This window comes from Alteromonas sp. PRIM-21 (genome assembly GCF_027563165.1).
Taxonomy (GTDB): Bacteria; Pseudomonadota; Gammaproteobacteria; order Enterobacterales; family Alteromonadaceae; genus Alteromonas; species Alteromonas macleodii_A.
Genome location: NZ_JADOEK010000018.1, coordinates 46,486 through 59,199 on the forward strand (window position 1 = coordinate 46,486; position 12,714 = coordinate 59,199).

Genomic DNA, 12,714 nt, shown 5'->3' on the forward strand with positions numbered 1-12,714 from the left:
ATATTTACCATACAACCCAAACGTTCTAGGTTTCGCATGACAAATTATATTTTCGTCACAGGTGGTGTAGTTTCATCGCTAGGTAAAGGTATTGCTGCAGCATCGCTGGCCGCAATTCTGGAAGCTCGCGGTCTCACCGTAACCATGTTAAAACTCGACCCTTACATCAATGTCGACCCGGGCACTATGAGCCCTATCCAGCATGGTGAAGTATTTGTTACTGATGACGGCGCTGAGACCGACCTCGATCTTGGTCACTACGAGCGTTTTATTCGCACCCGCATGACAAAGCGCAACAACTTTACTACCGGTCGCGTGTATGAAGAAGTACTTAAGCGCGAACGTCGCGGTGATTACCTTGGTGCAACTATTCAGGTTATCCCTCATATCACCAATGAAATTAAGCGTCGTGTAATTGAAGGTGCTGAAGGTCATGATGTAGCTATTGTTGAAGTGGGCGGAACCGTAGGTGACATCGAGTCACAACCTTTCTTAGAAGCAATTCGCCAGCTTGGTACCGAAGTAGGCCGTGAACGCGCTATGTTCATGCACTTAACGCTAGTACCTTATATGCCAGCGTCAGGTGAAGTAAAAACTAAGCCTACACAGCACTCGGTAAAAGAACTGCGCTCTATTGGTATTCAGCCAGACATTCTTGTGTGCCGTTCAGTGGGTTCATTACCAGCCAGCGAACGTTCTAAAATCGCGCTGTTCACCAACGTTGCTGATAAAGCGGTTATTTCACTTAAAGACGTAGACAGCATTTACCGTATTCCTGCTGCACTTAAAGCGCAAGGTATGGACCAGCTGGTTGTAGACCGCTTTGGTTTAGAGTGCAACGAAGCAGACCTATCTGAGTGGGAACAAGTGCTTTACGCTGAGTCTAACCCTACAGCTGAAGTAAACATCGGTATGATTGGCAAATACGTAGAATTGCCTGATGCCTATAAGTCAGTTAATGAAGCGCTTAAGCACGCCGGTCTTAAAAATCGCCTTACCGTGAACATTCATCACATCGACTCACAAGATGTGGAAAGCAAAGGCACACAAATTCTAGAGCAATTAGACGCTATCTTAGTACCTGGCGGCTTTGGTGAACGCGGTATTGAAGGTAAAATCGCGGCAGCCCGTTATGCTCGAGAGAACAAGGTGCCTTACTTAGGCATTTGTTTAGGTATGCAAGTCGCGCTTATCGAATATGCACGTAATGTGGCAGGTATGGAAAACGCGAACAGTACTGAATTTAATCCAGACACACCTTATCCTGTTGTAGGTCTTATTACCGAGTGGTTAGACGCTGCGGGTACCACTGAAGTACGTACAGAAACGTCTGACTTGGGCGGCACTATGCGCCTAGGCAGCCAGCTTTGCCACCTTATTGAAGGCACAAAAGTTCATGAGATGTATGGCGAGGCTGAGATTTACGAGCGTCACCGTCACCGTTACGAGGTAAATAACAACCTACGCGACCAAATTGAAGCGGCAGGATTAAAGGTAAGTGGTTTGTCCACTGACAAGCGACTTGTAGAAGTGGTGGAAATCCCTGATCATCCATGGTTCATTGCGGGCCAATTCCACCCTGAGTTCACATCAACTCCTCGGGATGGACACCCACTATTTACTGGTTTCGTTGCTGCGGCAGGAAAATACCAGAAAGAAAATCACTAATTTCTAATAAAAGGGGTGCTCTCTCCCGTTGCGCCCCATTCAATTGTTGAGGAAAAAACATGGCGAAAATTAGTCGCATTATCGGACGCGAAATCTTAGATTCACGCGGTAACCCTACTGTAGAAGCAGACGTATATTTAGAATCGGGCGTAATGGGCCGAGCTGCAGCACCATCTGGTGCCTCTACTGGTAGCCGCGAAGCACTAGAACTACGCGACGGCGACAAGTCTCGTTACCTAGGTAAAGGTGTAACAAAGGCAGTTGCAGCAGTTAACGATACCATCGCGCCAGCACTTATCGGCAAAGATGCACTAGCACAAGCTGATATCGACGGCATCATGATTGACCTTGATGGCACAGAAAACAAAGAGACCCTTGGCGCAAACGCGATCCTTGCTGTTTCTCTTGCTGTAGCTAAAGCGGCAGCGGCGGAAAAAGGCGTAGCGCTTTACGAGCACATTGCTGACCTAAACGGTACTGCTGGTCAATACTCGATGCCTGTACCTATGATGAACATCATCAACGGTGGTGAGCACGCTGACAACAACGTAGACATTCAAGAGTTCATGGTACAGCCAGTTGGCGCGAAGAGCTTCAAAGAAGCACTACGTATGGGTGCTGAAATCTTCCACGCGCTTAAGAAAGTACTTTCTGCTAAAGGCCTTAACACGGCAGTTGGCGACGAAGGTGGTTTTGCACCTAACCTTAGCTCAAACGCGGAAGCACTAGCGGTTATCGTTGAAGCCGTTGAAAACGCTGGCTACAAAATGAATGAAGACATCACGCTAGCGCTAGACTGTGCGGCGTCTGAATTCTACAAAGAAGGCAAATACGTACTTTCTGGCGAAGACAAGAGCTTCGATTCAGAAGCGTTTGGCGACTACCTTGCAGACCTTTCTTCACAGTACCCAATTGTATCAATTGAAGACGGCCTAGACGAAAGCGACTGGGACGGCTGGGCAAGCCTAACTAAGAAGATTGGTGACAAAGTACAGCTAGTTGGTGACGACTTGTTTGTAACTAACACTAAGATTCTAAAGCGCGGTATCGATAACGGTATTGGTAACTCAATCCTTATCAAGTTCAACCAAATTGGTTCACTAACTGAAACTCTTAACGCAATTAAAATGGCGAAAGACGCTGGCTTTACAGCGGTTATCTCTCACCGTTCTGGCGAAACTGAAGATGCGACAATTGCTGACCTAGCAGTAGGTACAGCGGCGGGCCAAATCAAGACTGGTTCACTATGTCGTTCTGACCGTGTTGCTAAGTACAACCAATTGCTTCGCATTGAGGAAGCGCTAGGTGACGCAGCTACTTACAAAGGCCGTAGCGAAATCAAAGGTCAATAAGCTTAAGCCAAATATGGTTTAACTAGTTTTGTTGAAAGGCACCAGCGTAATACGCGGTGCCTTTTTTTTGCCCAGCGAAGCTGGCAAACAAAAAAAGCCCTAACTGGCGTTAGGGCTAATGCACACATCACAACCACACTTTGTGATCCAGGGTGTATATACTGCCGCGTGCCACGGCAGTTGTTTTACAAATTAAAAGCGATAGTTTGCACCTACAGTAATTCTTCGGTCAGTAAGACCTTGGAAGCACAGAAGTGAGCCTTCGTTAACACAGTACTGCTCTACTTCAGACTCAGTAATGTTTACTGCCTCAACACCAATATTAAGGTTTTCGTTAACATCGTAAGTCACACTTGCATTTAACTGACCACGGTCAGCTTGTACTGCAGGGAAGCCCCATGGGAAGCTAGACGTACTACCGAAGTCATCGGTACGGTAAGCTTCACGCCATGTGTAGCGCATACGAGCAGATAAACCAAACTTCTCGTAGTAAAGCGTAATGTTGTAAGCGTTCTCTGAAAGGTTAAGAAGGCCTTGAACTGCCGTTACGTCGATATCTTCGACACCCGTAGTAGCAGCGAATACGGCGTCTGCACGGCTTGTCGCAGAATTTTCTAGTTCACCACCAGAGAATTCTTGTATTGTGTAGTTAGCAAGCACACCGAACCCTGATGCCCAGCCTAGTTCTTGTTCAAAGCTGGAAAGGTCATATTGAACAGCAATTTCGATACCCTTCTGTGTTGTTTCAGCAGAATCGTTTACTTTCGTCTCTGTACCAACACAAACACCTGTACCTAAGTCTGGGCCAAACACGTTAATATCAGCGATAGGGTTGAAGATACCACCACCTTCACATGGGTCAGTTAGGTCGCGGTAACCTGTTGTAGGGTCCTCAAAGGCACTTACGATTTGGTCTACGTGTAACTCTTTACGCGTCTTGTGGAAAAAGCCTACGCTTAACACGCTCGCCTCAGCGAAATACCATTCAGCGGCTATGTCGTAAGAAATAACCTCTTCAGGTTTCAAGTTAGGATTACCGATAGCTACGTTCGGGTTAGGGCTAGTACTAAATGTTACCGATGTAGAAAGGTCATCAAAGTTAGGACGGCGAATATCTTTACCCGCGCCAAACCTTAGTACAACATCATCCGCCACGTCAGCAACTAAGTTAAAACGTGGTAGGAAGTAGTTATAATCAGATTCAGATACAATTGTAGACACAACATCGTTGCCGGCATCATCTTCCGTTACTGAGTTACCCGTTGAAGTTAAGTCAGTTTGAACGTAACGAAAACCGAAGTTACCTCTAAACATTTCATACTCGAAGTTAGCTTGAGCATAAAGTGCGTGCGTATCTTCTTCGATATCAAAGAAACCTGACGAACTTGCCGTTGGTTGACTCAATGATCGTGAAGAGCCATGTGCTTCAAGCGCACCCTGCAACGTAGCTAATACACCGTCTGGGTCAGAAGAAACTAGCTCAGGATCGATAATAAGAAAGTCTTCTACATATAACTCTCTACCATCAGCTTCGTTGAAGTTGTCTGGGCCAGCCACTAGCAAATTAGAGAAGAGATCACCGCGCGGACTATCTTCCATTGTTCGCAAACCTACACTCGTGCTGATGTCCTGCATCATACTGCTAGACTTGTTGTAGCGGTAACCAAAATCAACCGATGTGATAAGGGAGTCAACATAATAAGTAAAATCGACTCTGAACGCATCTTCAGAATTTTCCACCACATCACGACCAATATTTACGTCGCGAAGCACTACATTGCTTGGGTCCAGCAATTGCTCTACCGTTGGTGCATACTCAGCGCCTTCTGCAATGCCAAAGGTCAATGCACCACCAGTCAGGTCATAGGCAAAAGGAACAGAGTTATCGTTACCGCCACCAGCATCTAACGGCGCATTCGGGTTGATAAAGTTAAGGGTTGTATTAAAGCTTGGCGTAGTAGTATCAGACGATGAAGAGGCTACCTCTGCAAATACGCTCCACTTTTCGCCCTGCCATTCTCCACCTAGACGGAAAATTTCACTCTTCGTTACACGAGAATTTGTATCTGTTGATAGACGTAGGTTCGGATCGTCGTCATCGTTTTCCAGGTTTACAGGTATAACGCCACGTAGTGCCGCCTGGATAGAGCCTAGGTTTGTACCACCTAAAGAACCAAAATCGATAGTTTCAAACTCGTCTGGAACAGAAATGTCATTTAGCGCACTTACACCCGATGCTTGAACACGAGAACTTTCTTGCAAACGTTCTTGATCGTTAATAATGGCGTCAAAGAAAAACTTAGTGTTGTCATTCGGAGCCCATTCAATAGTACCTACTAGGTTTTTAGTTTCGTACTCGAAGTTATCGTAATCTTGAACGAAGAACTGGATAGGTAGAAAATCAAAAGACTGAGCACTTGCTACGCCACTATCTGAAGCAACTAAGTTATCTCTATCTGCGCGAGGACGAAATGCCGTTACGTCTTGCTGAGCATAACTACCACTTATAACAACACCAATGGTACCGTGGTCGGTATCCCAGTTATCACCAAACGTGCCTGAAATACGAGGTTGAAAGTTGCTATCGGTGGTTAAGCTGCTGTTCTCACCTTGTACACGAAATGCTGCAAGCTGTTCATTAAGCTGTAAGGGTCGGATTGTTTTTAGGTTGATCGTACCACCCACTGAACCTTCGATGGTTTTAGCGTCGGGCGACTTAGTCACTTCCAAGCCAGCAATAATTGCGGCTGAAACGTCTTCAAAATCAATACCGCTTCGACCTGCACCAGAACCAACTGTTGAAACACCGTTAATTTCTGTACGGTTAGCATCGGTACCACGAATTTGTACGCCTGTACCAACACCCGCTTCACGAGTAATCTGAATACCGGTAATGTTCTCTAATACTTCTGCTAAGTTCTGGTCCGGTAACTTACCAATGTCCTCTGCTTCGATAACCTCAACAAGGTTATTTTTAAAACGTTTTTCATTCATTGCGCTCGCGAGTGACGCACGGATACCCGATACTTCAATGACTTCTACATCTTCGTTTTGTTCTTGCTGTGTTTCTTGTGCATTTACTGATGCGGTTAGGCTTAGTGTCGTAGCCGAAAGTACCGCAAGTGTAATCTTTGATAATTTGTGTGCCATGTGTGTTTTCCTCTTAAGGATTGAGGAATGTCTAATCACTCATTCCTTACCACTTAATTGATTTGCAACTTACCCGCCCTGCAAACTTGTCTTACACCTACTTTACAAGACAGTTACAAAAGTAAGACAAGTTTTTACATTGGTCAACACAAAATGTTAAAAAATGGTCAATTTTGTTTATATTTTTGGCATTACCAATATTTATAAAGGATGGTTACATAAGGTTTAACATCATGAAAAACACCAAATACCCGTTACAATACAATGACTTATGTATTCTAAATGTATTTTTCGTTGTTTTTAACATTACTTACACAAGCGGTAAGCTCTGCAACACAATTGGTCATACAGGTTAGTTATTAATAAGTAGTATGCCAATCCATCGTTTAAAAAAAGGATGAAACTTAAATTTGGCGTTCGCTCAGCTCATTGGAGACAATACCTATTGAAATCGCCATGTGGCGCTTATTGCCGTTTCTTGATACGGTTAAACAATAATCAAACACATGTGCAGATAAGTAATGACATCAGAGAAACCTTCTTCTCGATCTCAAACAGGCTTTTTCAGTGAATCGGGTGAATTAGGGGGAAGCCATGCGCAGTTCACCGAAATTTGTACTGCGCTCTATGAGAGAGAATTATTGACACTTGCTCATTTGAACACAAACAACGCGTCGATGTTGAAACGTCGAATGGGCGGTCTGCCCTATCATATTCGAAGCGTAGCTCGCTTTATGGTTACACAACTTCAATTGTCCCCTCCGCTGAAAGTCGATACGCACAACGGAAGTTGGTTTTCTAAGCAACCGGGTAAGTGCCCTGGTTTAACGCAAGATAATGAAAAATGTGTGCAATGGTTTAAAAAGAACACAGATTACGGTTTAGTTGTTCCTGTACTTGTTCAAAGCATTGAAGGGCTTACGATTGAACTTGACTCTATTGATATGTTTCGGGAGTCCAGAGATAAGATTCACTTAAATAAGCATGGTTGGTTCGATTTAGGCGAAGGCCAATTAACTAAAAAATGTGCGACACAAGATACTATAAACACTCAACCTACTGATGAAATATCAAAAAGCGTATTTTCTTCGTCCCAACTATCAAGCACCACACTTACGTTGTTAAAACCTACTAAAGCTATAATGAGTAGTGCTTGCTGCGGTCATATGTGGAACTATAAATCAAAAACTAGCCCGCGTTCTCTTTCGTTACGTGAAATGCGCTTATCCACTCGGCTCGATTGGAAAAGTTTCACTTCAACACGCAACAAATAATAAATATTCACTTTTACTGCATGGTATCTCACTAATCCAAACATCATCCTTTTAAGCTTTTTAGTATATGCATCCTAACAATTGGCTTAAGCGATATTAAGATTTACTGAATATAGCGTAAAGTGTGAGGCACCTTAAGCCTAAAGAGCAGATATTAGGATGAGCATCCTAAATAATTAAAAGATAGCTTTTATATACGAAAAATATACTCATTATCGTAAACAATGGTTGACCTCTCCCCGTCACATGGGTACATTGTCGCTATCAACTTGGTCAGCAAAGAAACAACAGCAAATGCGTATTCGTTTTCTTCTTCTATCTCTACTCCTTATGGCAGCCAGACTGCACGGGTAGATTGCGACCAGCGATTTAATTTCACAAAAACCCGTGCTCAGCACGGGTTTTTTTTTAACTATTCAACTGAGAGAGCGTCATGACAAATCAAGTGAAGATCTTTGATACCACATTGCGAGACGGTGAGCAGGCCTTACCTGCAAGCCTAAGTGCCAAAGAGAAATTACAGATCGCGCTGGCGCTCGAACGCTTAGGCGTAGATATTATTGAGGCGGGTTTTCCCGTGTCTTCTCCTGGTGACTTCCGCTCTGTACAAATGATTGCAAAAGAGGTTAAAAACTCTGTTGTTTGTGGCCTATCTCGTGCTTTGCCTGGCGATATTGATGCCTGTGGTCAAGCGCTAAGCGTTGCCGAACAATTCCGTATTCATACCTTTATTGCTACCTCCGAAATTCACGTTGGCGCTAAGCTTCGCAAGTCACAAGATGAAATTGTTGAAATGGCGGTGAAGGCGGTTAAGCATGCTCGTCAGTACACAGATGACGTAGAATTTTCGTGTGAAGACGCTGGCCGTACTCACATCGACTATCTATGCCGCATGGTAGAAGCTGCGATTAATGCCGGTGCAACTACCGTTAATATCCCAGATACAGTGGGCTACACTACCCCCACAGAGTTTGGCGGTATCATCCATCAGTTGTTTAACCGTGTACCTAATATCGACAAAGCCACAATCTCTGTTCACTGTCATAACGACTTGGGTTTAGCTGTTGCAAATTCATTGGCAGCCGTTGAGCAAGGTGCAAGACAGGTAGAATGCACGATTAACGGTATTGGAGAACGTGCCGGTAATGCATCGCTTGAAGAGATAGCCATGATCTTACAAACCCGTAAGAGCATGTTGGGCATTGACACCAATATCAACTCTACCGAAATTTCTCGCACCTCTAAGTTAGTTAGCCAGCTTTGTAATATGCCGGTTCAGGCAAACAAAGCCATTGTAGGTGCCAATGCGTTTAGTCACTCATCAGGTATTCACCAAGATGGTGTCTTAAAAGCGCAAAATACCTATGAAATTATGACGCCGGAAAGTGTAGGCATTAATAAGAATAATCTAAACCTAACCTCTCGCTCTGGCCGCCATGTAATTAAGCACCGCTTAACAGAATTGGGTTACAAGGCAGAAGACTACGATTTAGAGGCAGTGTACGACGCCTTTTTGAAACTAGCGGATAAGAAAGGTCAAGTATACGACTACGACCTTGAGGCATTATTGTTCTTCGATAAGCAAAAGCATGACCAAGCACACTTCCAGTTGCTTTACCTTCAAGCAAACTCAGGCCGTGAAATCATCCCAAGTGCTACGGTCAAAATGAAAGTGGGCGATGAAGAAATTACCCAATCCAGTATTGGAAATGGACCTGTAGATGCGGCGTATAAAGCTATTATGTCTATACTGGGTCACGAAGATGTAGAAGTTGTCGACTTTAAACTAGATTCAAAAGGTGAAGGTGCCGATGCCTTGGCACAAGTGAGCGTTATCGCCACATATAAAGGTCGCCGTTTCCACGGGATCGGGCTTGCTACAGACATTGTAGAAGCCGGCGTAAAAGCTTTGATCTTCGTATTAAATAACACTTATTTAGCCGATCAAATTGATCAGCAGAAAAATCAACAAGAACGCGTTGCAGGAGTATAAATGAGCCAGTATTCAATTGCCGTATTAGCCGGAGACGGTATCGGCCCAGAAGTTATGCAGGAAGCCAATAAGGTTTTAGATGCTGTTGAAAAGAAGTTTAACGTTAGCTTAAACCGTACTGCATACCCTGTAGGTGGCTACGCCATTGATACTGAAGGTGAAGCTCTGCCCTCTAAAACCTTGCTGGGCTGCGAGCAAGCCGATGCAATTTTATTTGGCAGTATCGGTGGCCCTAAATGGGACACATTACCGCTAGAGCAGCGCCCAGAGCGTGCCGCATTGCTTACTCTTCGCAGCCATTTTGACCTGTTCAGCAACTTACGCCCTGCTCGCATTTACCCTGGCCTTGAAAGCTTATCTCCTCTTCGAGAAGACATTGCAAAATCAGGCGTAGATGTTTTAGTGGTTCGCGAATTAACTAGCGGAATCTACTTTGGTCAACCAAAAGGTCGTGAAGGTGAAGGCGAAGAAGAATTCGCCTACGACACTATGCGCTATAGCAAACGTGAGATTCGCCGTATTGCTATAGCGGCATTTGAAGCTGCACAAAAGCGTCGTGGTAAAGTTACCTCAGTCGATAAAGCTAATGTACTGGTTACTAGCCGACTATGGCGTGAAATTGCTGAAGAAGTAGCAAAAGACTACCCAGATGTAGAGCTTGATCATATCTACATCGATAATGCCACTATGCAAATCATGAAGAACCCAGCACAGTTTGATGTCATGCTATGTTCTAACCTATTTGGCGATATCGTTTCTGATGAATGTGCAATGATGACAGGCTCTATGGGTTTGCTGCCATCGGCAAGCATGAATGAAGAAGGCTTTGGCCTTTATGAGCCAGCCGGCGGCTCAGCGCCTGATATTGCAGGTCAAGGCATTGCTAACCCTATCGCACAGATTTTATCAGCCGCTATGATGCTTCGTTTTAGCATGAACTTGGGCGATGCCGCAGACGCAATTGAAAAAGCAGTCGTAGCGACACTAGAAGCAGGTGTACTTACAGGCGAGTTACTACCAGCAGAAAAGCGCAGCCAAGCGGCAAGCACGTCGCAAGTAGGCGATGAAATCGTTAAACAATTAATGGCGCAGGAGTAAAACAACCTCATGGCCAAGACCTTATATGACAAAGTGTGGCAAGCCCACATTATCGACCAAATCGGTGAAGACAGTTTAATTTATATCGACCGCCACTTAATTCACGAAGTGACGTCACCTCAGGCATTTGCTGGCCTTAACGAAAAAGGCCGCAAAGTGCGACGCCCTGATCGCACGGTGGGCACCATGGATCACAGTATCTCAACCCGTTCACTGGCCATTGATGCATGCGGTCCAGCTAACGCGCTTCAGCTACAAACCTTGGCAAAGAACTGCGAAGATCACGGCATACAGCTGTTTCCAGTGGGCCATCAAAAACAAGGTATTGTACACGTTATGGGGCCTGAACTAGGGCTAATTCAGCCGGGTATGACGGTAGTATGCGGTGATTCACATACGGCTACCCATGGGGCATTCGGTGCACTGGCCTTTGGTATTGGTACCTCTCAGGTAGAGCACGTACTGGCCACACAAACGTTAAAACAAAGCCGCGCTAAGAGCATGCTTATCAATGTAAATGGTAAGCTTCCTGTAGGTATTACGGCAAAAGACATCATTCTTGCCATTATCGGCAAAATTGGTCACGCTGGCGCTACTGGTCATGTTATTGAGTACGCGGGTGAAGCTATCCGCGGTTTAAGCATGGAAGAGCGCATGACGGTGTGTAACATGAGTATTGAAGCTGGCGCGAAAGCTGGCCTTGTTGCACCAGATGAAACAACATTCGCCTACCTTGAGGGTCGCGAGTACGCACCGAAAGGCCAAGACTGGGAAGACGCAGTCGCTTATTGGAAGACACTTTATACCGAAGAAGACGCTACCTTTGACACTGTGGTTGAACTTGAAGCGGCGGATATCGCTCCTCAGGTTACTTGGGGTACCAACCCAGGTCAGGTTATTGGCGTAAACACGCCTGTACCTGCCCCTGAAGATTTCAGCGACCCGATTGAAAAAGAAAGCGCGGTAAAAGCACTTGAATACATGGGTTTGAAGCCAGGCGAAAAGTTAGCTGATATCCCGGTAAATCACGTATTTATTGGCTCATGTACTAATGGCCGTATTGAAGATATGCGTGCAGCGGCACAAATTGCCAAGCGCGGTAAAGTAGCAGACTCAGTGACTGCCATTGTGGTACCAGGCTCAGGTAATGTTAAACGCCAAGCTGAAGCCGAAGGCTTAGATAAAATCTTTACTGATGCAGGTTTTGAATGGCGCTTGCCGGGCTGCTCAATGTGCCTTGGTATGAATGATGACAAGCTAGTGGCTGGCGATAGATGTGCTTCTACCAGCAACCGTAACTTTGAAGGCCGTCAAGGCCGTGGAGCACGTACTCATTTAGTAAGCCCAGCAATGGCTGCCGCTGCGGCAATTACCGGTCGCTTTGCTGACGTTAGAGATTATCAGGAGTAAGTTATGTCTGAACAAGGTTTTACACAACACACAGGCATTGCTGCGCCACTTGATCAGGCCAATGTCGATACCGACCAAATTATTCCAAAGCAGTTTCTAACTGGCGTAACGCGTGCTGGCTACGGCAAACATTTGTTTCACGACTGGCGCTATTTGGATTTAAAAGAGAAAGAGCCAAACCCAGCTTTTGCGCTTAATAAGCCTGAGCACAAAGGCGCGAGCATTTTGTTAGCGCGAGAGAATTTTGGCTGCGGCTCTAGTCGTGAACACGCGCCATGGGCATTGGCCGATTTTGGTTTTCAAACTGTGATTGCCACAAGCTTTGCTGATATATTCTACGGCAACTGCATTAACAATCAGCTAGTTCCCGTTGCGCTATCTAGCGAACAAATGGACGCGTTATTTGCGGCCGTTAAAGCAGCTCCAACAACCAAGATTACTGTCGACCTTCCCGCGCAAACCGTGAGTTTTAATGATACAAGCTTCAGCTTCGATATTGCTGAGCATCACAAGAACAACCTGATTAAGGGTTTAGATGCCATCGGTCAAACACTCGAGCTTGCGAGTACAATTGAAGCATTTGAAGACAAGCAGCCAGCATGGTTGTAACCGCCAAATAACGTGTGACATAAAACGTCTAGATGACTAGTCCTAGAATAAGTTGACACTTATTTTGTTTAGAACGCCCGATGTATCTCATCGGGCGTTTTGTATTTAAGGGCCAGATGCGGGCGTTTTTCATTATATATTGCCACTGACTCCGCTACCA

8 protein-coding genes are annotated in these 12,714 nt (G+C 45.2%); 7 read left to right on the top strand and 1 reads right to left on the bottom strand.

The genetic code is table 11. The annotated features are described in order from the left end of the window. Positions 1 to 36: 36 nt before the first annotated feature. Complete coding sequence (locus IW644_RS18555) at positions 37 to 1,668, top strand: CTP synthase (protein ID WP_269918843.1); 1,632 nt, start codon at positions 37 to 39, stop codon at positions 1,666 to 1,668. Positions 1,669 to 1,727: 59 nt separating this feature from the next. After that, entirely contained in the window at positions 1,728 to 3,020 is a 1,293-nt protein-coding gene (gene eno, locus IW644_RS18560; RefSeq protein ID WP_269918844.1) for a phosphopyruvate hydratase, read from the top strand. Positions 3,021 to 3,212: 192 nt separating this feature from the next. Here the strand turns inward: eno and IW644_RS18565 are convergent, their stop codons facing one another. Continuing rightward, the gene (locus IW644_RS18565; protein WP_269918845.1) at positions 3,213 to 6,170 is read right to left on the bottom strand and encodes a TonB-dependent receptor; all 2,958 of its coding nucleotides are present in this window, start codon (positions 6,168 to 6,170) and stop codon (positions 3,213 to 3,215) included. Positions 6,171 to 6,691: 521 nt separating this feature from the next. On the opposite strand from IW644_RS18565, the gene IW644_RS18570 reads away from it, so the two are divergent. From IW644_RS18570 to leuD, 5 genes are all read left to right on the top strand, one after another. Next, positions 6,692 to 7,444, top strand: coding sequence for a hypothetical protein (locus IW644_RS18570; protein ID WP_269918846.1), 753 nt, complete (start codon positions 6,692 to 6,694; stop codon positions 7,442 to 7,444). A 433-nt stretch (positions 7,445 to 7,877) separates the two neighbouring features. Next, the gene (leuA, locus tag IW644_RS18575) at positions 7,878 to 9,437 is read left to right on the top strand and encodes a 2-isopropylmalate synthase (RefSeq protein WP_269918847.1); all 1,560 of its coding nucleotides are present in this window, start codon (positions 7,878 to 7,880) and stop codon (positions 9,435 to 9,437) included. Further along, on the top strand, positions 9,438 to 10,535 hold the full coding sequence (gene leuB / locus IW644_RS18580; RefSeq protein ID WP_118490115.1) for a 3-isopropylmalate dehydrogenase: 1,098 nt from the start codon (positions 9,438 to 9,440) through the stop codon (positions 10,533 to 10,535). A gap of 9 nt (positions 10,536 to 10,544) precedes the next feature. After that, positions 10,545 to 11,945, top strand: coding sequence for a 3-isopropylmalate dehydratase large subunit (gene leuC / locus IW644_RS18585; RefSeq protein ID WP_269918848.1), 1,401 nt, complete (start codon positions 10,545 to 10,547; stop codon positions 11,943 to 11,945). A 3-nt stretch (positions 11,946 to 11,948) separates the two neighbouring features. After that, the gene (gene leuD, locus IW644_RS18590; protein ID WP_269918849.1) at positions 11,949 to 12,554 is read left to right on the top strand and encodes a 3-isopropylmalate dehydratase small subunit; all 606 of its coding nucleotides are present in this window, start codon (positions 11,949 to 11,951) and stop codon (positions 12,552 to 12,554) included. Positions 12,555 to 12,714: the final 160 nt, after the last annotated feature.

Excerpts from the sequence above, each read along its gene's own strand:
- IW644_RS18565 (WP_269918845.1), bottom strand. The coding sequence starts at position 6,170 with ATGGCACACAAATTATCAAAGATTACACTTGCGGTACTTTCGGCTACG.
- IW644_RS18570 (WP_269918846.1), top strand. The coding sequence starts at position 6,692 with ATGACATCAGAGAAACCTTCTTCTCGATCTCAAACAGGCTTTTTCAGT.
- leuB (WP_118490115.1), top strand. The coding sequence starts at position 9,438 with ATGAGCCAGTATTCAATTGCCGTATTAGCCGGAGACGGTATCGGCCCA.
- leuC (WP_269918848.1), top strand. The coding sequence starts at position 10,545 with ATGGCCAAGACCTTATATGACAAAGTGTGGCAAGCCCACATTATCGAC.
- leuA (WP_269918847.1), top strand. The coding sequence starts at position 7,878 with ATGACAAATCAAGTGAAGATCTTTGATACCACATTGCGAGACGGTGAG.
- eno (WP_269918844.1), top strand. The coding sequence starts at position 1,728 with ATGGCGAAAATTAGTCGCATTATCGGACGCGAAATCTTAGATTCACGC.
- leuD (WP_269918849.1), top strand. The coding sequence starts at position 11,949 with ATGTCTGAACAAGGTTTTACACAACACACAGGCATTGCTGCGCCACTT.
- IW644_RS18555 (WP_269918843.1), top strand. The coding sequence starts at position 37 with ATGACAAATTATATTTTCGTCACAGGTGGTGTAGTTTCATCGCTAGGT.